This window comes from Pseudomonas sp. S11P7, from assembly GCF_023195435.1.
In the GTDB taxonomy this organism is placed as follows: Bacteria; Pseudomonadota; Gammaproteobacteria; order Pseudomonadales; family Pseudomonadaceae; genus Aquipseudomonas; species Aquipseudomonas fluorescens_G.
Genome location: NZ_JALPKS020000002.1, coordinates 4,875,630 through 4,899,614, shown reverse-complemented (window position 1 = coordinate 4,899,614; position 23,985 = coordinate 4,875,630). Strand labels below are relative to the sequence as shown.

The following is a 23,985-nucleotide window of genomic DNA, read 5'->3' as shown; positions in this document are numbered from 1 at the left end:
CAGGTCTTTACCGGGCGACATGATAACGCGATGGCAGTGCACTGACTGCTTTCTGTTTGCCATTCGGTAGAAATCAAATGTATCGGTTGTGTTTAGAAAGTTCGTTTTCTTGTTGTTAGTTTGCTCAGGCGCCTGCGAATAACGTCAGGCAGATAAAACGAACTAATCAATGAGGTTTTCGGTGAGTGAAATTAATGAGGTCTTGTCTGATGAAAGTAATAGTGCGGTGCAGGGTGGCAATCTTTTGTCTTTTTTTTCTGAAGTGAGCAGGGAAGATAAACGCTTCATAAAGAACAGCATGCGCTGGGCGGAACATAATGCAGACCTGCGCTTCAATAGAAAGCTGGAGTCCGCTAACTGGTTTGAATTTTATTCGGGTCAGCTCTGGTCGGTGGGTTGGGGGCTTGAGCATGAGCCCGTCATTGTTTCTGAAAAAAGCATCACCGGCGATGTTGTCGAAATTTGGGCGAAGTCCCTCTCTACGCTCCTGAGTCGAGAGAAAGTAAGAGCCATGAAGGCATCATTTCAGTTGCTGGAATTCGATCCAGCGGCCATTGAGGTGTTTACCAGCAGTACACGCAAGTTTGGTGATTTCCGGTTTTCACCGGCGCAGTACAACCGTTACACGGAACTGGAGATAGTCATTAGTAACGTGCGTTTGCTGAGTTCTGAGTGGGCCTCGACCTATCTGTTCTGGAATCTGCAGCACAACGGCTCGCAACTGGACATCCAGTCCAGGCGCTTCGTCATCAAGCCAGCGCAGATCGACAAGTACCGAGAACGTCTTAATGCTGCTGTAGCCGAACTGCGGGTGAAGGAGATTGAATTGGCAGGTTAATGCGTTAGTTGGGGGGTGTCTGTGGGTGTGGAAACAAGTTGAATGAAGTGTAGTTTGATTGTTCTGTACTTGGCAGGTAATTTTGTTTTGCGCCATAGGGGCGCAATTGATATTTGAAAGGACTAAGTAATGAATATGGAATCTGAACAAGTAATGTGCGCTGCCGAGCGCATCGCTTTAATTGAAGAGTGCAATGCATTTATTGCCGCACAACCTGTGCGGAGTGCGCGAGCGGCCAGCGTGGGTGTTGCCCTGCCAATCGATAAGGACGAACTTAATGCGGCCATTATGGGCTCGGGTATTGCCGGTTTTGATGCAAGCATGTCCAAGCGTAGTAAGCGGATCGTCAAGAATACTTACATGTATGCCGATCTCGCAGCGTTGTTAAAGTATCCGGCGGCCTCGCAAAAAGAGCAGCGCTACAATGAATTCATGCGTCTTATGAAACTGGCGGGCTGGTTCGCGTTCAGCCAGCCCTATAACCGTTATCAGGCCGAGTCGCAAAAAGTGACGATGGACAATATTGCGCTGTCGATTATTCACGGCGCGGTGGGTGCTGCTGTCGGCCAGGGACAGGCAGCCCTGAAAGTGTTGTCGACCGTGGCGGACTCGACCATGGAGGCGCTCAAGAATGAGCCAGAAGCGCTGGCACTCTTCGAAAAAAACTCGAAGAAAGCCGAAGGCGGCAATTTCTGCATGACCAGCGCCCTGCAGGATGCCGAGGGCGGGATCACCATGGCGGTCGCGGCGGTACAGTATTTTGCCAAGGCTCAGCAGACCAAAGTGCTGTTCATCGAGTGGGCGCCTACCAGCGTCGAGGTTTACAACGGCGCGGCCACCATGGAAATGGATGAAGAAGACTATCTGATCGCCGAGCCCCTGATCGTCAAGGCGCTGACCGCCATGCGCGAGAAAGCGTTGAGCATGGAATTTGGCCCCAAGGCCTGATTTCGCTTAAGGCCAGAGGTGAAAACCTCTGGCTTTTCAGGAGTGGCCAAATGAGCACCGGACTTGGTTGTAATGCATTCGTTTGCGCTGGAACGTTGGTTCTGGTGGCGAACGAGTTGCCTGATGCACAGAAGACTGACGTACTGAATGCGCTGCTTTACGCGCAAACAGTGGCCGACCGCAAGGTAGCGAACTTTTCAGCGATCGCTTCGTGGAATCAGGCCAGAAACAGGGCGATGAGCGTGACCGGGGCACTGCTGCTGGGAGAACCGGAGATACATTTTCCAGTGCCAGCGCCGGCCAGTTTCACCGTGCTGACATTGGCGCAGCAGGCCATGCACCGTGTAAATCCGGATATGGCTGTTATTGCCGATGGCTGGCTTCAGGGGTTGCGACTGGAGCAGACACCTGCTGCGCTCCAAGTGCTCGAAAAGCATGTCGTGAAAGAGGAGAAGTGGGTCCGGTTCTTGCTCACGCTCGTCTCTGCGCAAGCCGGCATCAGCACGGTGGTCATCTGCTTTCAGGCAGCCGACCTCAGGGAGGCGCCGGTTATGCAGCGCCGTTTCAGTGCTGAAGCCTTGATCGGAAACATGTCTATTAGCGCAAGCAAGGTGTTGCTGGAGTCGGAGGACTATGATTTTTCACGGGCAGCGATACTTTCGTTATTGGGAGAAAGGTGTCTTGAACAAATCGTTGGCTTGACCTGAGCAGCTGTCACTCGAGCGTTCAGTCTGTGCATCTGCCCGTCCCTGTTGCGTTCCGACGGGCAGACTTTTCATGCCAGTGGACAAAGCAGGCATAATACCGCGCCTTCGCTTGCGAAGCGCCTTTGCCACGCAACCGGTCAGCCCCTTGAACGAACGTCCGACATCTACCGCTATACGCCCCTCGGCCTGTCCGGGGTTGCTGCGTATCGTCCAGGCGCTGGATGGCGGGATCTGTCGGATCAAGCTCAACGGCGGTTCGATCAGCGCTGAGCAGGCCGATGCCGTGGCCGATTCCGCCGAACGCTTTGCCAGTGGCGCGATCGAGGTAACCAACCGTGCCAATCTGCAGATTCGCGGAATCGGCGCGCAATCGGCGGCCTTGATCGACAACCTGCTCGCTGCCGGGCTCGGTCCGCGTACTGCTGCCGGCGACGACGTGCGCAATCTGATGCTCAGCCCTGTTGCCGGAATCGACCGGCAGATGCGCTTCGATACCAGCGCCCTCGCCGAGCAAATCCTCGACACCTTGCAAAGCCATCCGCGGTTCCATGAGCTGAGCGCCAAATTCGCCGTGCAACTGGACGGCGGCGAGGCGCTGGCGATGCTCGAGCATGCCCACGACTTATGGTTGTCGGCGTTCGAGCGTGACGGCGAAACCTGGCTGGCCTTCGGCCTGGCCGGCTGCCCGACGGATCGTGCGCTGGGTGCAGTGGCGGTGGAGAACGGCCACGCATTGGTGGTGGCGGTTTTGGAAGTGTTTCTCGACCTTGCGCGTCCCGAACAGACACGCATGCGCCATGTGCTGGAAGAACTTCCCGTGCTGGCGTTTCTTGAGCAGTTGAGCAGCCGTGTGCCGGTCAAAGCCATCAGTGACTGGAAGCGCCAACCTGCGCAGGATGATCTGCACATCGGCGTGCATCCACAAAACATGGCCGGGCGGGTTTATGTCGGCGCGGTCCCGCCGCTGGGGCGACTCAATCCGATGATGCTGCGCGCAGCGGCACAACTGGCCCGCCAGTTCGGCGACGGCAGCCTGCGCATGACGCCGTGGCAAAGCCTGCTGCTGCCGAATATCACGGCAGCGGATGCCGGTGAGGTGCTGCGTCGATTACAGGCATTGGGTCTGCTGACCGAGGCCACCGAGCCGTTGGCGCGGCTGATTGCCTGCACCGGCTCCAGCGGTTGCGGCAAAGGCCTTGCCGACACCAAGAATGACGCCCGGCAACTGGCGACGCGCCTGCCCGCAGCGATCGAGGTACATCTGAGCGGCTGCACGCGTTCCTGCGCCGCCGCCCACTGTGCCGCGGCGACGCTGCTGGCCGTCAGTCCCGGTCATTACGACCTCTATTTTCGCGATGCAGCGTTGCCGGGTTTCGGCGCGCTGCACGCCTGCAACCTTACTATTGAAGCGGCCGCGACCCTGCTCGCCGCCCGCGCCCGGAGCCCCTTGATGCTTGATTACATCCGCGACGGTCAGGAGATTTATCGCAACTCCTTCGCGATCATTCGCCGCGAGGCCAATCTGGCGCGTATCCCGGCCGACCTGGAAAAACTCGCGGTGCGGGTGATCCACGCCTGCGGCATGGTCGAAGCCGTCGACGGCCTGCAATTTTCCGAGGGTGCCGGCAAGGCCGGGCGCGATGCGCTGGCGGCTGGCGCGCCGATCCTGTGTGATGCGCGAATGGTCTCCGAGGGCGTGACCCGTGCGCGCCTGCCTGCCAGCAACGAGGTGATCTGCACCTTGCGTGATGACAGCGTGGCGGATCTGGCTCGCGAGCTGGGCAACACCCGTTCCGCCGCCGCGCTGGAACTGTGGCGCCCACACCTGGAAGGCAGCGTGGTGGTGATCGGCAACGCGCCGACCGCGCTGTTCTATCTGCTGGAAATGCTCGACGCCGGTGCACCGAAACCGGCGCTGATTCTCGGCTTCCCGGTGGGCTTCGTCGGCGCCGCCGAATCGAAAGCCGCACTCGCCGCCGACAGCCGTGGCGTGCCGTTCGTGATCATGCGGGGCCGTCTTGGCGGCAGCGCCATGGCCGCCGCGGCGGTCAACGCGCTCGCCACGGAGGTGGAATGATGCAGGCCATAGGACGTCTCATCGGCCTCGGAGTCGGCCCCGGTGATCCGGAACTGATTACCGTCAAAGCCCTGCGCCTGCTGCGCGAATCGCCGGTGGTGGCGTACTTCGTCGCCAAAGGCAAAAAGGGCAACGCGTTCGGCATCATCGAAGCGCATCTGGTCGAGGCGCAGAACCTGCTGCCGCTGGTGTACCCGGTGACCACCGAAGCGTTGCCGGCACCGCTGTCGTACGAGCAGGTCATCAGCGATTTCTACGACGAGGCCGCCGTGGCGGTCGCCGAACATCTGGATGCCGGTCGCGACGTCGCGGTGATCTGCGAGGGCGATCCGTTCTTCTACGGCTCTTACATGTATCTGCATGACCGCCTCGCCACCCGTTACGAGGCCGAAGTGGTGCCAGGCGTGTGCTCAATGCTCGGCGGCGCTTCGGTGCTCGGTGCGCCGCTGGTGTATCGCAACCAAAGCCTGTCGGTGCTCTCCGGCGTGTTGCCTCACGAAGAGCTGAAACGCCGGCTGGCTGATGCCGACGCGGCGGTGATCATGAAGCTGGGGCGCAACTTTCCCAAAGTGCGTCAGGTACTCGAAGAACTCGGCCTAGCTGAGCGTGCGCTGTATGTCGAGCGCGCGACCATGGCCAACCAGAAGATCGTGCCGATGGATCAGGTCGAGCCAATGTCCTCGCCATACTTCTCGTTGATCATCGTGCCCGGCGAACGGTGGCAAGGTTGATGACGCCGATCACTCCCGCCATTGTCATTCTCGGTCAGGGCAGCCTGGCCACCGCGCGGCGCATTCAGCAGGTGTACCCGGCGGCGCAGATTCACGGCCTCGCCGGGCGCGTAGAAGGTGCCGATTGCACCTATCAGGAATTCGGCGCGACCCTGCGCGCGCTGTATCAGCAGGCCACGCCGATCATTGCCCTGTGTGCGGCGGGGATTGTCATTCGTACGCTGGCGCCGCTGTTGCTGGAAAAGGGCGCCGAGCCACCCGTACTCGCAGTCGCCGAGGATGGCAGCGCGGTAGTGCCGTTGCTGGGCGGCCTCGGCGGGGTCAACGTCATGGCGCGGGACATCGCTGCCGGATTGCAGGTCGCAGCGGCGATCACCACCAGCGGCGAGTTGCGCTTTGGTACCTGCCTGCTCAATCCACCGAGCGGTTATGCGCTGGGCGATCTGGAATCGGGCAAGCGCTTTGTCTCCGACCTGCTTGCCGGCCACAGCGTGCGCATCGAAGGCGCCGCACCGTGGCTGGATCAGGCGCAGTTGCCGCAGGACCCACAGGCGCAACGCACGATCCGTGTCGGCAGTGCCGAGCGTCAAGCGAGCGCCGATGAATTACTGATTTACCCGCGCAGCGTCGCAGTGGCGGTGAGTGCAGAAACAGCCGACCTGGCGAATGCCGTGCGCAGCGCGTTGCAGCAGGCAAAAATTGCCGTGCAATCGTTGGCCTGCCTGCTGGCGGCTGATTCCGAAATGGCCTCGGCGACCTTGCGCGAAGCGGCGCTGGAGTTGGGCGTGCCGCTGCGCTTTGTCGCGGCGCAGAATGATCTGTCGGCAATCGCGCTGGCTGCTGTACCGCAAGCGCAAATACACCTCATGCAGAATCTGGCCATTGCCGTGGCCGCCGAGCCGCTGGACATCGAGCACGTCGGCCGACCTCGCGGGCGTCTCGCGGTGATCGGTCTCGGCCCCGGTGCTGCCGAGTTGATGGTGCCGGCGGTGAAAGCCGAGCTGGCCCGCGCCACCGACGTGCTCGGCTACGAAACCTACGTGCGCATGGCAGGCCCCTTCCGCGACGATCAGGTGCAGCATTGCACCGACAACCGCGAAGAGATGCAGCGTGCCCGTCACGCTTTCCGCCTCGCCGCCGAAGGGCGCTCGGTGATCGTCGTGTCTTCGGGCGATCCCGGTGTGTTCGCCATGGCTGCGGCAGTGCTCGAAGCGTTGCACGAATCGAGCGACCCGGCCTGGCACAGCGTCGATCTGGAAATTCTGCCCGGCGTCTCCGCTTCGCTGGCCACCGCCGCGCAGGCGGGTGCGCCACTGGGCCACGACTTCTGCGTGATGTCGCTGTCGGACAACCTCAAGCCGTGGTCGATCATCGAAAAACGTCTGGATCTCGCTGCGCAAGCGGATCTGGCGCTGGCGTTCTATAACCCGATTTCCCGTGCTCGACCGTGGCAATTGGGCAGGGCGCTGGAGATCGTTGCGCAGCACCGCACCCCTGAAACACCGGTGGTGCTGGGACGCGACATCGGCCGTCCGGGCCAGACCTTGCGCACCACCACCTTGGGCGAGCTGACGCCCGATCAGGTCGACATGCGCACGATGGTGCTCATCGGCTCTTCCACCACCTGCACTTTCCCCGCGCCAGTGGTGGGGATTGGGTTTACACACCGCGCTGGTACGGTGAAAAGCCGCTTTCCTGAAATCCGTGTCGAGGCAAGTTGTAAGCAACTTGCCTCGGCGAGATATCCAGTCAAGGTTCATTAGCGGCTTTTTCCCTTCGATACCGGGCGCTGCTTGCGTCAAGAACGCCGCTTTGCCGGTTTGGCCAATCGCGCCTTAGTTACTTTTCTGTAGCCGGATCATGCTCGTGAGTAACTTGTCTGTTATTTGATATTTCTCGGGTAATCATTTGAGTTTTGTTCTTTTTGAAGTTGCGCCGCCGGCGACATAACTTCGCCCAGGTTCTTTTATTGAATCAGGGATGAAGTTTATGGGTGTCACGGAACGTTACGTCGGCGATGCGGATTTTATTTCCACCGAAGAGTATTCAACGCTTGAACGAGCCTTCAGCAAGCTTTCCACAACGGCCGACTACGCAGAACTGGCGACGCTCTACGAGGGGGCCGCCCAGGTATCCGACCGCAGCGAAAAACTGCAGCGGGTAACGCTCTTTCTGGCGACGTTCGAGCGTCTGGCCAAACGCCGGTCTACACCTTTGCCGCCGGCAGTCGATCGAATCGAAAGCCGCGTGCGCGATTACGCTGCACGCTTGTCGGGAACAGTGCAGGTGTTCAGCGATACAGCCACCGCGGTGCCGAAAATCATGCACTTTGTCTGGGTGGGTGGCAGCGAGGTCGGCAGCATCCAGCGTGACTACATGAACATCTGGCGGCAGGTTCTGGCTGCTGAGAATTACCAGTTCAACTTGTGGTACGACAGTGACGCCTTGCTCGCTTTCGAAATGAACCGGGTGATTACCGACAGCGCCCGAGTCGATGCGATGGAATCCGGCGGCGACACCGTGAGCAGGCCCGGTGAGTTGGCAAAGATGATTGAAGATCGTGCACGGGTATTGAAGCGCGAGATGTTCGAATTCCTCCAACAACCGCAGTGGCAAGGCCAGGCCGATCAGGCCCGCATCGAGTTACTGGTGCGCGCCTACGGAAAAGACCGGGCTACTCTGGAGAACTTTCGGCAACGCTGTTTGCAAACTCATCAGCAAATGGCCGGCAGCGACTTGCAGTTGCGTGATGTTCGCCGCGAGTTTGCCGGACATTTTCTGCAAGACGTCTATCAACGTGAAGTGGCAATGCGTGGCAACTTTGCTGCAGCCAGCGATGTGGTGCGCTTGCAGGCTGAATATCTGGAGGGCGGGCGTTATTGCGACATGGATTATTTGCCGCCGCTGGCCGACAGACTGGGCGGCGTCGATATCAGCGCTTTCAGCGACGAGCAACGGTTGGGCGTATTGCAACTTTTGCTCAATCACGATGAAACGTTGATGCCGGGACGTGATCGCCTGCGCTACGCCGACCGCACCGATACCCTGCCTGCCGCAGATCGTGATGCGTTGCTGGCCTTCGCCCGCAGCCGACCTGGCGTGGCGCAGATATTCGTCGCGCCGCTCGAAGTCCGTAGTTCGCGGCACGGCCTGCGCATGGGTATGCAATTCGACAGAGAAATGAATGCGCATATGCTGGCCCACCCGCAGAGTGAAATGACCCTCGCGGTCATGGAAGTGATCCGGTTCAACTACGACTGTCTGCAGGCCGTTGAACGGTTGGCCGTGGCCTCGTCGGTGGATTGGTCGCAGACCGAACGATTGCTCGATGTGATCGAAAACGTGATGAACGAGAAAATCGAGCGCGGCCAACTGACGCAACCGCTACGGGATTTCGTCGGTAGCTTGAGCACAGCCATTTTCAATTACTACCGTGACGGCATTCGTGTCGGAGCGCGGGGCACCATTGCGCTGACCGGGCCGGGTGCGGCGGTGACCGGGCTGAAGCACTATGTCGAGACTCACCTGTTTGCGCAGGACGAGGTCAAGGTTCAGAAACAGTTGCGGCTGGCCGAGGGTTACAACGTTCAGACCGAAGAGGAGGCGATTTCCGGCTGGACGGTCAATGACGATGAGGCGCAATGGCTGGCCAAAGAGCAGGAAAAATGGCGCAGCGGCAAACTCCGGTCGCGTTACACCGGGCAATTGGCGGACCTGCTCAAGCCGCAGCAGACGCTGACATTCAAACAGGGTTGGCCGGTGGTGGGTGGCAGGCCGGTGCTGCTGACGTCGGTGTTGCAACAACTGCTGGATGACCTGGGGAGCCTTTCGCCCATGCCATGCGCGAGAAACTCAGCGGTGACATCACCTTCACCGATGCCTTTTACCTCAGCTTCGATACGCGTCAGCTGATTGTTGCGCAACCGGTTAGCGAGCTGCCGATCTCCCATGGCGCCGAAACGGCCAGCAACTTCAACGAACTGTTCAGTCGTATTGCCCACGACGCTTTGTCGATGGAGCAATTGAGCCCACTGGTTCGGGTGTTGCTCGGGGGCATCTTTGGTGCCAGCAGCCTCGACGATGCGGGATTCGCGGATGTCTGGCAAAACGTGCGCAGACTGGCTGTGCAAACCGATGGCGACGGCACGTTTGCCCGTTATGACGCGATCGAGAATGCTCTGCGCCAGCGGCACTCGGCAGATTTCGAGGCCGGGCTGGCACGCGGGGGACGGCAATCCACGCTGACGGCGCGCGAGCTCAAGGTCCGGGCACTGTTCGATCCGCTGACGGTCGGACAATGGGGCGAGCGTATCGGCCAGATCAAGCGCACCGCGCAGCGCGAATACCGCACGCGGATTCTTGAGCGCAGTGCGCAGGTGCGTGAAATATTCATCAGTGCCGGAGCGACCTCAGCGCGGCAATTGTCGCAGGACTTGCTGACGCATTCAGCGAGCGACCCCGGGCGCCGTTGTTACCCGCTGGCGCTGCTGATGGGCGCAGCCGTGGCGGCGGGCGAGTCGGCCGAGCGCACCTTGGTCGGGCACGTCGCCACGGCGAACATCAGCCCTGAACACACCGGCTCGAAAGCGTTGCTCAGTGCGTTGAATGAACTCCGGGCCTTGCCCACCAGCGCCATCGGTGAGTCCCGCGGTTTGCAGCGTCTGGACACGCTGATGCAGACGCTGGAGGCCAACGATACTTCGACTGTTCTTCTGCTGGATACCGGCGACCACGCGCTGCTGATGGCCAAAGTGCAGGTGGATGGTCGGTTCGTCTACCGTTTCTACGACCCGAACTTTGCCATCTACGCCTTTGCCAACGCCGCGCAGGCAAAGCTCGGCGTGGAGCGCTACCTGAGTGCCGGCGACAGTGCATTGGCCAGGCTTTATGGTCTGGGCGACATGACCGGGGCGCAATTCAATGTGATTGAGCTCAATACCCAGGTGATTGCCGCGCACAAGCTGTCGGCGGGTCTGCGCGCGGACAGTTTTTTGCACGCGCCTTCGGGCGATGCGCGCCGTGCTTCGGTCTGGGCCAGACAAGCGCTGGCGCGCCAGCGTTCGCTCAGTGAAAACGCACGGATGGGCGCCAGCCTGGCGCACGTTGACGCGCGGTTCTGGGCACATGAGTTTGAGCAGGCTACGCAACGCTTGCGCAATGAACACACACTGGGGCGTGAATATGTGCCGTTGCTGAATACCCTCAAACCGCAGAGCGATGGCGGTTTTTCACTAACGCTGGTGAACGCGCAGAAGCCGCAGCAGACGCGCACTGTCAGCACCGCTGATACGCGTTTCAATCAGCTCAAGCAGCATTTGCATCAGGGCCTGAAGGCGAGCAACACCCATGCCCCGACCGACGCGGATGGCGGCAGCCGCTTGAGTTTCGCGTTTGCGATCCAGACGCTCATCAGCGAAATGCGCCAGCGCGAATACCAGGCCGGTGATCAGGTGCCAGCCTTGTCCATCGCTCTGCAAGTGCAGCTCTACGTCAGTTATGCGCAGTTGAGTTTCGGCGTGGTCAGCGATGCCGTACAGGTGATCGATCTGGTGCGGCAAGTGGCGGCCAGTGAACAGGTATTGCTGTTGCGCCAGTCGTCACTGTCTGGCCGCGTACTGGGGCGCGCGGCGACCGGTGTCGGCTTTGCGTTCTCACTGGTCAACATCGGCTTCGATATCTACAACCTTTCGCTGGCGCAAAATCACGAACAACGCTCGCGGCTGTCCACGTCGCTGACGTTCAATATTGCCGCGCTCGGACTGGACATAGCCGCACTGGCGGCAGGTGGCGCGGTGGGCGCGGCGGCGGCTTTTCTCTCTGTGCCGTTGCTTGGCATCGGCATCGGTGCCACCGCCATTGCCAGCAACCTGGGACAGATTGCCGACAAGGCGACTGCAGTCGGCAACCATTTGCGCGCGATCCACAACGCCTATCAACCAGGCGCTTTTACCTGCGCAGACGGGGTGTTGCAGTTCCCGCCCGAGGCTGTCATCACCGACCTCGATCTACAGGACGGACGGCTGGTTTTTGACAGTCAGCGGTTTTATCCGTGGGGCGGCGGCCCGCTGGAGTTGCCGCAGTACAACGATGATCCAAAGCAGATCCACCGGTCTCTGAACATTCGCCAGGCCTTCGGTCTGGCCGAGAGCGCAACCTTGAACATCAAGGCCGATGCGCAGCCGCATACCGTGGTGCTGCCCTGCACACCGCTCTGTTATTACGGCTACGAATATCAACTGGGAGGCGCGGGGTACGTCTACGAACCGTTGTCGGGCGAGCGGGTTGAACCACGTAGCGCCAGTGAACATCCCGACCTCAACTGGTTGCTGCCTCTCAATCCGCTCACGGCTCTGGGCGATACGCTGCGAACACAGCTGGACGAGCGCATCCACACCCGCTACCCGCAGTTGCGCAACCGCCTGGCCGACAAGCTGGAATACGACGAACAAGGCAACCGGCGCTTTTACTTGCACAGCACGCCGTCGTTCAAACACATTCTCTATAAATTGCACCCGGTTTATAAGCAGACCACGATCAGCGTGCAATTGAACGCGCAGGTTCGCCAGTTGGTGGTGCCGGCCTTACCTTTGGAGTGGCAGCAGAAGATCGCCTACGAAATCACCGCTACACCCGGTCACTGCCAGCTGCGCTTGACTGCGGGTTTGACGTCGGTGCAGTTCAAGGGCTATGGCAACTGGCTGGTGCATGCACCTTGGGTGAACATCGATCAGGTCAGTTTCGCGGCCGTCATGGTGGATGACGGCGGGCCGCAGTTGCATCTGGCGGGACGCCAGTTGACGGTTGACGGCATCGTGTTGTCGGCCTTCGAAGGCCTGATCGAACTGGCCGGGGGAGAACTGTATGAACTGGACTGGAAAACCAGTGCCTTGCGTCTGGTGTCCGTCACCCTTGGCGACACCAACACCCCGCGCGACGTCATGGCTCGTCTGCGCCAATTGGGCCAGGCGCAACGTCTTGCCGCGGGTTACCTGACACTCAAGCGATTCAATGTACTGTTCAGGCCGGCCGCCCGTCCGTTGCGCACAACCGCCTTTTACGACACCGCGCAAAAGCGCCTGCTATACGCCCGCGATGTGCCGGAGGACGTCAGTGACGGCTTGATACTGGGTGGTGCCAACGCAGATCACGCGTGGTTCTATCACCCTGACCACGCCACGATCTGGCGCGTCGCTGTGCTCACCGGCCTGGTCGTGCAGCGCTATCGTTTGCCGAGTCTGGAATCGGGTACGAAAATCAGCGCATTCGGGCAACTGGCGGATGGCACCTGGCGTGTCGCGCAGCAGTTGGTGGAGCGAGCAGACGTCAAGCTGCGCACCACGCTGGAATTTCATCTGAGCGATCAGGACGTCACGCTCACGGATATCAAACTGTGGACGCCCGATCTCAACAACAGCGTGCTCAAGCCCGAGGACGGCACGCGGGTGGTGTTTTTCCGTCACCGTCAGAAACCGCCTCGCCCTTATGCCGACGAGACCCCGGCAATGGCTTCGGCCATCAGCCACTGGCGTTACGCACCTTATATTCAGGTGCAGGCCTGGGCTCTGGAGCGACTGCTGGAGCGTGCCTGGATCGGTGCGCAGGACGGTCGGTACGTGGGGGTGGAAGTCGACAGTGATCCGGATAGCGTAATGCTGATGCCTCGATCTGCCGAGCCGGGTTCGGCGCTGCTGTTCTACAGCAAGCGAAGCCGGGTGCTCAGCCATGGTATCGAACGGCGTGACGATGTATTCATGCAGCAAACACTGGTGAAGGACGTGATCGACGTCAGCCGTGTCGGCGAGCGTTACCTCGCCACGCTTGAGGATGGTCGACTGTTTGAAGTCGACCTGGATGCCAGGGACGATAACTGGCTATCGGAGATTGACAGGGATGTCCTGCAGTTTGTCGGTCTCAGCCAGCGTTGGCTGCAACAACAACCCGACTGGCTGGCGGCGTTGCCGGCCGTGGCACGCAAGTACAGCAGTGCGGCGTTTGCGATTTTCGGTTTGCGCGCCCAGACAGGACAATCCGTTCTCGCCGCGTGGTGCATTGACGAACGGCTCGTGCTGGCGCAAACCCCGGGTAACCACGATTTGACGTTATTGGGATTGACTCCGGACCGGCAGGCCGTCTGGCTGCTGGATGCTGATGCGGGGACCTTGTGGCGGCAGACACTCGCCTCCTTCGAGGATATTCGCGCAGCCTTCGGCAGCGCCAGCGTGGCGCAGCACCGCCAGGCGTTGCCACAGGCGGAACAGGTCTGGTCGTCGTGGGCGTTTCGCGAAGTGCTGCCGCACGGCAATGGCTTGCTCGGGCAGACCCGGGAGGGCGTGACGTTGCTGTTGCACGATCGGCAGCCGGCACGGATCGTCGGCACGGAAAGTCGTTGGTCGAACGTGCCTGGCCAGACATCTGCGCAACTGTGCGAACGATTGAAACAGTTACTGGCCGGACACGCTCATGCCGCGTTTCTGCCGGTCGAACAGACTGGCAGTGATGACCGATACTACGTGCCCGCGCTCGACCGACTGTTCGATGTGCCGGCACGGGAAGATGGCCAATGGGCAACGCTTCTCGGAACACGTGATGGAGCCAGGCCACTGCTGTTCGACCCGGTCGAGGAGTGGATTTTCAGCGTCGGTGAGACCGACGACGTCGAGTTGCCGGACAGCTTCGCTCAGCGTGACGAGGCGGTCATGTCGCTGCAGGTCAGCGATGACCTGACCGAGGTGCAGCCGTTACTCGTCGACGGCGTGCGCACGTTGATCCTGAGCCTGGGGTGGAACACCGAGGGTTATCGGCTCTCGGGCGAGAGCTGGCAGCGTCTGGATTGCGTTGTCATCGATGTACAGCGTCCGTCCGGTGCGCAGGTGCAGGAACCCGGTCTGTTGGTGCTGGATCTGGCTGAGTGCGGGCATCTATGGATGGCGAAGATCGATGGGGACCTGGTGTTTGCCGATCCGGACTATGGTCGCAATCTGGTCATCCGCAATGCCGGCGAGCAGAGCGCATTCGAGCTGGCTGTCAGAATCTCGGGTCGCCAGTATCTGTTCGCGCTGCAGTATTGGTTGCTGGCGTTCGAGGCTGCGCGGGGCAGTGATGCCATCGCCAGTCTGGCAGCCATGGCCGAACAGCTGCCCTGAAGGGTTAATCCACCTGGCCAATGAAAACGCCGCGAACGTTGCCGTTCGCGGCGTTTTCATTCAGACCGTTTGCACCGAGGGGGCATCGTTCAAGGCACCAGATAACCTTTGATCCCGGTAAAAATGATTTGCGCAGCCAGTGCGCAAACGAACAGGCCCATCAGGCGACTGACGATCTGCAAGCCCTGATCGCCGAGAATCCGTTCGATGCGGTTCGACAGGTACAGCACCACCCCCACGGTAAAGCTGGCCAGCGCAATGCTCATGATCGCGGTGAGCTTGTCGTCCCAGTGCGGCTGGCTGACGCCCATGACCAGCAAGGCACCGATGGTGCCCGGGCCGACCGTCAGCGGAATGGTCAGCGGCACGATGGTGACGTCCTGCTGCACGTTGTCGGCCTGCACCGCCGGCTTGCCCTGCGCCATGCCCAGCGCGGAAATGAACAGCACGCTGCCGGCACCGATGCGGAACGCGTCGACGGTGATGCCGAACACATCGAAGATCACCCGCCCGAACAGATATAACAACACGCTGGAGATCAGCGTCGCCACCGCGACCTTCCAGGCCAGACGCCGTTGCTCCTTGCGCGAGTAGCCGCGGGTCAGGCTGATAAAGCAGGACAACACGAAGAACGGGCTGTAAAGCACCAGCATCTTCAGATAAACGCTGAACAACACGTGAAGCATGATGCAGGCTCACTGGCGGGGGAATCGTAAGGAGTCTATCAGGCACCGCAAAGCCTGTCGGCTTACGAAGGTTGCGTCGAGGTGCGGTTTTGCTGGTCGCGCTGGGCTACCCAATGTTCGATCAATTCGCGCAACTGCGACAACTCGACCGGTTTGGACATGTGCCCGTCCATGCCGGCCTGGCGCGCGCGTTCCTTGTGTTCAGCGAGAATGTGCGCAGTCAACGCGACGATTGGCGTGCGAACGCGTTGGTTGCTGACTTCCCAGGCGCGCAATTGCTGAGTCGCCGAAAAACCATCGAGGATCGGCATCTCGCAGTCCATCAGCACCAGGTCATAACGCTGCGCCTTCATCGCTTGCAGCGCTTCTTCGCCGTTGGCGGCGGTGTCCGGCTGCAGGTTGAGCTTGCCGAGCATGCCGCGAATCACTTTGGTCGAGATCGTGTTGTCTTCAGCGACGAGGATGCGGAAATCGCTGGGTACTTTTGCCGCCGTGGCCGCAGTGAGCACTTGCGGCTGGAACACGGTCTGGCCTTTGTTGCGCTGGTTGAGCTCATCGGCGAGGGTGGTTTTCAGGGTGTAGCCTGCCACCGGTTTGGCGAGGATGCGTTTGATCCCCGAATTGCGCGCGATGATCTTGCTCGGTGCATTGCTGATGCCAGTGAGCATGATCAACAGAATGTCGTGATTGAGGCTCGGGTCTTCCTTGATCTTGGCCGCCAGCTGCATGCCGGTCATGCCCGGCATGTTCTGGTCGAGCAGCACCACATCGAAATAATCGCGCAGGTGCGCCTTGGTCCGTAGCAGGGCCAGCGCTTCCTTGCCCGACGGCACGGCACTGACATTCAAGCCCCAGGCGCTGCACTGCTGCACCAGCACTTTACGACAGGTGTCATTGTCGTCGACCACCAGCACCCGCGCGCCTTGCAGCGGGCTATCGAGGTCCGAGGTCGGGTGTTCGAGGCGATCGGGATCCAGCGGCAGCGTCAGCCACAAGGTACTGCCCTGCGTGGCGCCGCTCTTGATGCCGAATTCGCCGTGCATCAAGCGGATCAGTTGCCGCGCGATGACCAGACCCAGATTGCCGCCCAGGCGATTGGCCGACAGGAAATGCTTGCTGTGCAGCTCGGCGTGCATCAGCGCGTCGCGTTCTTCCTGTTCCATCGGTTGACCGCTGTCCTGCACGGCAATGCGCAGGCGCGGCTTGCTGCTGCGCTCGTCAAGGGCGACAACGATCAGCACTTCGCCTTCGTCGGTTTTCTTCAGCGCGTTTTCCAGCAGGCTCAGCAGGGTCTGGCGCAGACGCGTCGGGTCGCCGCTGATCACTCGCGGCACTTGCGGCTGGATAAAGCTGATGAGCTCGACGTTCTGCTGTTCGGCCTTGGCGCGATAGATGCTCAGGCAGTCGTCGATCAAGGCATTGAGGTCGAATTGCACATCGTCCAGTTCGATCTGCCCGGACTCGAGTTTGGAGATGTCGAGAATCTCGTTGATCAGCGTCAGCAGTTCATTGCCGGCGCTGTGGATGGTTTGCACATAGTCGCGTTGCTTGACCGACAGCGGCGTGCCCAGCAGCAGTTCGGTCATGCCCAGTACGCCGTTCATCGGCGTACGGATTTCATGGCTGATCTTGGCGAGGAACTCGGCTTTGGCGTTGATCTCGGCGTTGCTCGCGGCCAGATCGCGACTGACGCTGAATCGGCTCTCGGTGATGCTGCGCTGACGCTCACCCAGGGCGATGCTCATCAGCAGACCGCTGATGCAGATGAACACCATCAGGGTCATGATCAGGCCTTGCGGCGACACCAGCGTCAGCCCCAGCAGCGCTGGCAGAATGATCAGCGTGCCGATGTTGAACACTACCATCGCTGCAACGAACAGCCGTGCCGGACGGTAGCCTTTTTGCCAATGGTAGAAGCCGACGAACAACATGCTCAGGCCGGCCAGTGCCACCAGGGCGTAAGTAATGATGTTCAGCGGCAAGGTGTTGACGAATAGCAGCAGCAGGCTGCACGTGACGATGAACAGGATGTCGCCGAGCAACAGTTTGTTCAGCGGGTGCGGGCCGAGCGGGGCGAAGTAGCGGTAAGCGAACATCAGCCCGGCCGGCGCGGTCAGCAGCAGCGCCAGGTAAGCGCCCGGCGTCTGCACCGCATGCCAGTTCGGCAGCCACGGCCCGGCGAGGTTGAGCAGCAGCAACAGACTCAGGCCCAGCAGGCCCTCGCAGACCGCCAGCCACAGGCTGCTGCGCGAACGCGAATAGGCGTAGCGCACCAGATTGTGCAACAGCAGCATGGCCAGACAGCCGAACAGCAGGCCAAACATCAGCGTCTGATTGTGATCGGCCGCGCTCATCACCGCCGATTGCAGGGTGACGTGCGGGCGCAATTGATGATCGGAGACCATGCGCAGATAGACATCGAGCGGTTTATCGCTCTGCGGCAGCGGCAGCATGAAGTCGCTGCTCGGCAGCGGTCGCTCGGCTTGAGGCTGGTCGGTGCCGGTGTTGCGTTGCTCGACCAACTTGTCGCCGTCGAGCACATACAGATTGAGCTGTGAAAGGTCGGGGGCAAAGATGCGCAGCACTTGTTCGTGCTTGCCCGGCGCCAACCTGAAACGCAGCCACAAGGCGCCATCGGGCGCGGACGCGGTGAGGCGCTCGAGATCGATAGGGCTAAATTGATTGGTGTAGCGAGCGGAGCGGATATCGCTCAGTTGCAGACTGCCCTGATCGTCAAGCAATACCGACCAGCCACTGCCTTGTCCGGCCAGGGCCGGGAGCATGCAGAGCAAGGTCAGCAGCGTGACGGTGAAGCTTATGGCAATCCTGAGCCAGCGCACGGCGAAATCCCTTCGTAGGTTGATGCCAGAATATAACGACGCGCGGCGGCAGAACAGCCCGGCGAGGAACGGCATCCCTCGCCGGGCGTGGGCCTGAGCTTATTGCTGAGTTTCGCCACGTTCACGGGCAATGGCGCGATAGCCAATGTCCTTGCGGTAGAAGCAGCCTTCCCAGTCGATGGCCGCTGCCAGCTTGTACGCCTGCTGCTGCGCTTCACCCACGGTCGCACCCATGGCTGTGGCGCAGAGCACGCGACCGCCGGCGGTGACGACGGCGCCGTCTTGCAGCGCGGTACCGGCGTGGAAGACTTTACCTTCCAGTTTCGCTGCCGCGTCCAGACCGTTGATCGCCGCGCCCTTGGCGTAGTCGCCCGGGTAGCCGCCAGCGGCCAGCACGATGCCGACGCTCGGACGTGGATCCCACTGCGCTTCAACCTTGTCCAGCGCTTGCGCCAGTGCGGCTTCGACCAGCAGCACCAGGCTCGATTGCAGACGCAGCATCACCGGTTGGGTTTCCGGATCGCCGAAACGGCAGTTGAACTCGATGACTTTCGGGTTGCCGGCCTTGTCGATCATCAGACCGGCATAGAGGAACCCCGTGTAGACGTTGCCTTCATCGGCCATGCCACGCACGGTCGGCCAGATCACCTGATCCATCACGCGCTGGTGCACGTCGGCGGTGACCACCGGGGCAGGGGAGTAAGCACCCATGCCGCCAGTGTTCGGGCCGCTGTCGCCGTCGCCGACGCGTTTGTGGTCCTGGCTGGTGGCCATCGGCAGGACATTCTTGCCGTCGACCATGACGATGAACGAGGCCTCTTCGCCGTCGAGGAATTCCTCGATGACTACGCGCGAACCGGCGTCGCCGAACGCATTGCCGGCGAGCATGTCGCGCACGGCCTCTTCGGCTTCAGCGAGCGTCATGGCGACGATTACACCTTTACCGGCCGCCAGGCCGTCGGCCTTGATTACGATCGGCGCGCCTTTTTCGCGCAGATAAGCCAGGGCTGGCTCGATCTCGGTGAAGTTCTGGTAATCGGCGGTCGGAATCTTGTGGCGCGCGAGGAAATCCTTGGTGAACGCTTTCGAGCCTTCGAGCTGCGCAGCACCGGCGGTCGGGCCGAAGCAGTCCAGGCCACGGGCGCGGAAGAGATCGACGACGCCGGCGACCAGCGGCACTTCCGGGCCGACGATGGTCAGGGAAACGTTTTTCTCGGCGAAATCGGCCAGTTGCTCAAGGGCCAGCACGTCGATGGCGACGTTCTCGCACTTGGCTTCAATTGCCGTACCGGCGTTGCCCGGCGCGACGAAAACCTTCTGCACGCGCGGATCCTGAGCCACTTTCCAGGCCAGGGCGTGTTCACGGCCACCGCTGCCAATGATCAAAACATTCATTTCAAAAACCTCGGATGACGCTAATTCTGTTGAGCGCCGCAGGGACGCTGATCGTTCCCACGCTCTGCGTGGGAATGCCTCTACGGACGCTCTGCGTCCGAGGGACGCGGAGCGTCCCGGGCTGCGTGCCCACGCAGAGCGTGGGCACGATCAAGCAAAATAATCAGTGACGGAAGTGGCGCATGCCGGTGAACACCATCGCAATGCCGGCCTCGTCGGCTGCGGCAATCACTTCAGCATCACGCATCGAGCCGCCAGGCTGAATCACCGCAGTAATGCCGACCTTGGCCGCGTTATCCAGACCGTCGCGGAACGGGAAGAACGCGTCCGAGGCCATCACCGAACCGGCGACCTGGAGGCCGGCGTGCTCAGCCTTGATCGCGGCGATACGCGCCGAGTTTACGCGGCTCATCTGGCCGGCGCCGACACCGATGGTCTGACGGTTCTTGGCGTAGACGATGGCGTTGGATTTAACGTACTTGGCGACTTTCCAGGCGAAGATCAGGTCGTGGATTTCCTGTTCGGTCGGGGCACGTTTGGTCACGACTTTCAGGTCATCGGCGCTGATCATGCCGATATCGCGGCTCTGTACCAGCAGGCCGCCGTTGACGCGCTTGTAGTCCCACGCGGCGGCGCGGTCTGCCGACCACTCGCCGCAGGCCAGCAGGCGCACGTTGGCTTTGGCGGCGACGATGGCACGGGCTTCTTCGCTGACGCTCGGGGCGATGATCACTTCAACGAACTGACGCTCGACGATCGCCTTGGCGGTCTCGGCATCCAGTTCACGGTTGAAGGCGATGATCCCGCCGAAGGCCGATTCGGTGTCGGTGGCGTAGGCCAGCTCGTAGGCCTGACGGATACCGCCTTCAGCGTCCGGGCTCACGGCAACGCCACACGGGTTGGCGTGCTTGACGATCACGCAGGCTGGCTTGACGAAGCTCTTCACGCATTCCAGCGCGGCGTCGGTGTCGGCCACGTTGTTGTACGACAGCTCTTTGCCCTGCAGTTGGGTCGCGGTGGCGATGCCGACTTCGGCAGGCTTGGCTTCAACGTAGAACGCCGCGCTCTGGTGCGGGTTCTCGCCGTAGCGCATTTCCTGGGCCTTGATGAACTGGCTGTTGAAGGTGCGCGGGAATTCGCTGCGCCCTTCGGTGCTCAGGGTTTCAGCCGCCTGATTCACGGTGCCCATGTAGTTGGCGATCATGCCGTCGTAGGCGGCGGTGTGTTCGAAGGCCTTGAGCATCAGGTCGAAACGCTGCGCGTAGGTCAGGCCGCCGGCTTTCAGGCTTTCGAGCACGTTGGCGTAGTCGCTGGCATTTACCACGATCGCCACGTCTTTATGGTTTTTCGCTGCCGAACGGACCATGGTCGGGCCGCCGATATCGATGTTCTCGATCGCGGTCGGCAGGTCGCAGCCTGGCTTGTTGATGGTGGCTTCGAACGGATACAGGTTGACCGCGACCAGATCGATCGGCTGGATGCCGTGCTCGCTCATGATTGCATCGTCGATCCCGCGACGACCGAGGATGCCGCCGTGGATTTTCGGGTGCAGGGTTTTCACCCGGCCGTCCATCATTTCGGCGAAACCGGTGTAATCCGCGACTTCCACTGCGGCAACGCCGTTGTCGCGCAGCAGCTTGAACGTTCCGCCGGTGGAGAGGATCTCGACGCCGAGAGCTTCCAGCTCCTTGGCGAATTCGAGGATCCCGGTCTTGTCGGAGACGCTGATCAAGGCGCGGCGGATCGGCAGGCGGGTAGTCTGGTCGGTCATCTCAATTTCCATCAAAAGCAAAGGAAGTCAGCAAAAAAGGCGACCGTTTTTTACGCGGGCGCCTTTCTGGTTTGATTGAATGCTTACAGCAGATCGTACTGCTTGAGTTTCTTGCGCAGCGTGCCGCGGTTGAGTCCCAGCAGCTCACTGGCCTTGGTCTGGTTGCCCTTGACGTAGTTCATCACGCTTTCGAGCAGGGGAGCCTCGACTTCGGAGAGCACCAGGTTGTACACATCCGTGACGGACGCGCCCTCAAGGTGGGCGAAATAATTGTGCAGCGCCTTCTCGACACTCCCGCGAAGGGTCTGGCCTTCTTCGCTCGGCGTGTTGAGGTGCTGTTTCAAATTCACGTTGTCGCTCACGGGTGTTGTTCCACTCACTAAAGTCTCGGTCATCATCGTCATGCGGCCACCCCTTCTTCGTCCCCTGTCAGGCTCTTGTAACGCTCGGCGAAGAACTCCCGAACGTTGGCGCATTGTGTTTCCGTACCATCCAAACGATTGAAACGGGCGCGAAACTCCCTGGCGCCCGGCAAGGTTGCGAGATACCAGCCCACATGCTTGCGCGCAATGCGCACGCCCATCACATCCCCATAGAAAGCGTGAAGGGCGGCCAGATGTTCCAGCAGAATGCGTTCCACTTCGTTCAGTTCCGGTGCCGGCATTTTCTCGCCGGTGCGCAGGAAATGATCGATCTCGCGAAAAATCCATGGCCGCCCTTGAGCGGCGCGCCCCACCAACAGGCCATCGGCACCGGTGGCATCAAGCACGTAACGGGCCTTCTCTGGCGAATCGATATCGCCATTGGCAAAGACCGGAATCGACACCGCCTGCTTGATCGCGGCAATCGTGTCGTATTCGGCTTCCCCGGTGTACAGATCAGCGCGCGTGCGGCCATGCACGGCCAGCGCAGTGATCCCGGCCTGTTCGGCGATTTTCGCCACGGTCAGGCCGTTCTTGTTCTCGCGATCCCAGCCGGTGCGGATCTTCAGGGTGACCGGCACATCCACCGCAGCCACCACGGCCTGCAGGATCTCGGTCACCAGTGCTTCGTCTTTCAGCAACGCGGAGCCGGCGGCCTTGTTGCAGACCTTCTTCGCCGGACAGCCCATGTTGATATCGATAATCTGCGCACCCAGTTCTACGTTGGCCCGGGCCGCATCCGCCAGCATCTGCGCATCACCACCGGCAATCTGCACCGAGCGTGGCTCGGGATCGCCTTCGTGGATCATGCGCATGCGCGACTTGCGGGTGTTCCACAGGCTCATGTCACTGGTGACCATTTCCGAGACTACAAGCCCTGCGCCCAGGCGCTTGCACAGCTGACGAAAGGGCTGATCGGTAACCCCCGCCATCGGGGCGAGAATCAAGCCGTTCTGCAATGTGTATGGGCCGATGCGTACCGCCGACATAGGACTTCCCTGAGGTGGGGCCGGATCATGAGAGTTCGAAAAAGGGTTGGCATGATACCCGCTCTCGATGACTGGTTAAAGGCTGAATTGAACAAAATCTGAACAGTAATTTTGTTATCGCCGCTGGTTTGGTCGAGCGCGGCGAAGTCAGAAAACCGCCGTCAATGCACAAGCCCCGCGGGCCTCACTCGGGCGAGTGGAAACTCAGGCTGTAATTCACCGCTTTAGGGCCTGGATCGAGGATGTCCAGTGCGATGTGGATCGGCGTCTGCGGCGGCATCTCCGGCAGACCTTCAAGATCGCCCTTGAGGTATTCGCCGGGTTTGAAGCGACGACTGGCGATCAGATGGCCGTTGAGGTCGGCAAAGCGCAGCTCCAGCAGCGGAAACGGCTGGGAAAACGTCGCCCGGTTGTAGATGATCGCATCGACCACCAGCGCACCATTGAACTCTGGATGGCTGCGCACCACCAGATTGCTGCTCTTGATTCTGGCGATATCGACCTTGGACGGCACCGTGCAGCCGATCTGCGGGCAGATCTGCTGAAACCACGGGCGGTATTGATCCTGTCGTGCCAGTTCTTCGAAGTGATAGGCAATGTATTGTGCTGCCAGACCGCCTGCCGCGATCAGCACCAGCAGCAGCCAGAGCAGACGTCGGCCCCAGGGCGAACGGCGTTTCTGCCAGTCGAGTTGCAGCGGGTCGTCGGTCAGGTCTTGCAGGACTTCGGCACGTACGCCGGGTTCTGCGCGATCGCGCTTTTTGCGCAGCGGCGCGATCGACGGCAAATCGTCATCATCACTGTCGTCGCTGGCTGACAGCCGTTCACGGCGTGCATTCGGGTCGATCGGGTCGTGCAGGCGCAGCTGCGGAATGCGCGGCTCGTCATCGAGATCCACCGGTTCCAGCGACAGCGAGGGTTCGGTGCGCTCGGGTTCGAGGATTTCGATGTCCGGCTCGACATCCAGCTTCGGTGTGCGCTCATCGGCAGGTTCGCTGAACAGGCTGCCGGGCCATGCCGCGTCATCCGGTTCGGGGTTGTCGCGGCGCGCACTCAGGGCGTCTTCGCGCGGACGCCCCAGCTCGGTAGCTGGCTGGATTTCGCGCTGTTCAAGACGGGCCAGTTCCTGGTCCAGGTCGAGACTGTCGAGATCCAGCTCCGAGGCGTTCCATTGCTTCTGGCTGATCGCGCGTGGTGCCGGTGCTTCATCAATAGAAGGCGATGGCGCTTCAGCCAGCGGCGGCGCAACGGGCGTCAGCGCATCCTTGCCAGCGTGTTGTTCAAGCAGCTGTTTGGCGGCATTGAACACTTGCAGGCAGGAGCCGCAGCGAACCACCCCGCGGGCCACGCTCAATTGGGCATGGCTGACACGGAAGCTGGTTTGGCAATGCGGGCACTGAGTGACGAAGCTGTCGGTCATGCGACGATCCGGTTTATG

14 protein-coding genes and 2 pseudogenes are annotated in these 23,985 nt (G+C 60.8%); 9 read left to right on the top strand and 7 right to left on the bottom strand.

What is annotated here, in order from left to right:
• Positions 1 to 181 precede the first annotated feature (181 nt).
• From M0746_RS22550 to M0746_RS22510, 9 genes and pseudogenes are all read left to right on the top strand, one after another.
• Entirely contained in the window at positions 182 to 838 is a 657-nt protein-coding gene (locus M0746_RS22550) for a hypothetical protein (RefSeq protein WP_258450646.1), read from the top strand.
• A 129-nt stretch (positions 839 to 967) separates the two neighbouring features.
• Positions 968 to 1,786 (top strand): hypothetical protein, encoded by an 819-nt coding sequence (locus M0746_RS22545; protein ID WP_258450645.1) that lies wholly within the window; start codon positions 968 to 970, stop codon positions 1,784 to 1,786.
• 50 nt (positions 1,787 to 1,836) lie between these two features.
• Positions 1,837 to 2,493, top strand: a complete 657-nt coding sequence (locus M0746_RS22540; RefSeq protein ID WP_258450644.1) for a hypothetical protein — start codon at positions 1,837 to 1,839, stop codon at positions 2,491 to 2,493.
• Between the two features lie 70 nt (positions 2,494 to 2,563).
• Positions 2,564 to 3,943, top strand: a pseudogene (cobG, locus tag M0746_RS22535) (precorrin-3B synthase); the annotation flags it as partial.
• The gene (locus M0746_RS22530; protein WP_258451515.1) at positions 3,944 to 4,570 is read left to right on the top strand and encodes a precorrin-8X methylmutase; all 627 of its coding nucleotides are present in this window, start codon (positions 3,944 to 3,946) and stop codon (positions 4,568 to 4,570) included.
• A complete protein-coding gene (locus M0746_RS22525; RefSeq protein ID WP_258450643.1) occupies positions 4,567 to 5,301 on the top strand; it encodes a precorrin-2 C(20)-methyltransferase in 735 nt (244 codons plus the stop codon). Before M0746_RS22530 ends, M0746_RS22525 begins: the two co-directional genes overlap by 4 nt.
• Positions 5,301 to 7,000 (top strand): annotated as a pseudogene (gene cobJ / locus M0746_RS22520) (precorrin-3B C(17)-methyltransferase). The gene M0746_RS22525 and the pseudogene cobJ overlap by 1 nt, the downstream one beginning before the upstream one ends.
• A gap of 290 nt (positions 7,001 to 7,290) precedes the next feature.
• Positions 7,291 to 9,213 (top strand): TcdA/TcdB catalytic glycosyltransferase domain-containing protein, encoded by a 1,923-nt coding sequence (locus M0746_RS22515; RefSeq protein WP_258450642.1) that lies wholly within the window; start codon positions 7,291 to 7,293, stop codon positions 9,211 to 9,213.
• Positions 9,141 to 14,444, top strand: coding sequence for a TcdA/TcdB pore-forming domain-containing protein (locus M0746_RS22510; RefSeq protein WP_258450641.1), 5,304 nt, complete (start codon positions 9,141 to 9,143; stop codon positions 14,442 to 14,444). The genes M0746_RS22515 and M0746_RS22510 overlap by 73 nt, the downstream gene beginning before the upstream one ends.
• An 89-nt stretch (positions 14,445 to 14,533) precedes the next feature.
• Here the strand turns inward: M0746_RS22510 and M0746_RS22505 are convergent, their stop codons facing one another.
• The 7 genes from M0746_RS22505 to M0746_RS22475 form a co-directional block, all read right to left on the bottom strand.
• A complete protein-coding gene (locus M0746_RS22505; RefSeq protein WP_258450640.1) occupies positions 14,534 to 15,130 on the bottom strand; it encodes a MarC family protein in 597 nt (198 codons plus the stop codon).
• A gap of 62 nt (positions 15,131 to 15,192) precedes the next feature.
• Positions 15,193 to 17,970 carry a hybrid sensor histidine kinase/response regulator gene (locus M0746_RS22500; RefSeq protein WP_258450639.1) on the bottom strand — a complete coding sequence of 926 codons (2,778 nt, stop codon included), beginning with the start codon at positions 17,968 to 17,970 and terminating at the stop codon, positions 15,193 to 15,195.
• Between the two features lie 99 nt (positions 17,971 to 18,069).
• On the bottom strand, positions 18,070 to 19,365 hold the full coding sequence (gene purD / locus M0746_RS22495) for a phosphoribosylamine--glycine ligase (protein ID WP_258450638.1): 1,296 nt from the start codon (positions 19,363 to 19,365) through the stop codon (positions 18,070 to 18,072).
• A gap of 163 nt (positions 19,366 to 19,528) precedes the next feature.
• A complete protein-coding gene (purH, locus tag M0746_RS22490; protein ID WP_258450637.1) occupies positions 19,529 to 21,136 on the bottom strand; it encodes a bifunctional phosphoribosylaminoimidazolecarboxamide formyltransferase/IMP cyclohydrolase in 1,608 nt (535 codons plus the stop codon).
• 83 nt (positions 21,137 to 21,219) lie between these two features.
• Positions 21,220 to 21,540, bottom strand: coding sequence for a DNA-binding transcriptional regulator Fis (gene fis / locus M0746_RS22485; RefSeq protein WP_002555375.1), 321 nt, complete (start codon positions 21,538 to 21,540; stop codon positions 21,220 to 21,222).
• Positions 21,537 to 22,547, bottom strand: coding sequence for a tRNA dihydrouridine synthase DusB (gene dusB / locus M0746_RS22480; protein ID WP_258450636.1), 1,011 nt, complete (start codon positions 22,545 to 22,547; stop codon positions 21,537 to 21,539). The genes fis and dusB overlap by 4 nt, the downstream gene beginning before the upstream one ends.
• A gap of 184 nt (positions 22,548 to 22,731) precedes the next feature.
• Positions 22,732 to 23,967, bottom strand: a complete 1,236-nt coding sequence (locus tag M0746_RS22475; protein ID WP_258450635.1) for a DUF3426 domain-containing protein — start codon at positions 23,965 to 23,967, stop codon at positions 22,732 to 22,734.
• Positions 23,968 to 23,985 lie beyond the last annotated feature (18 nt).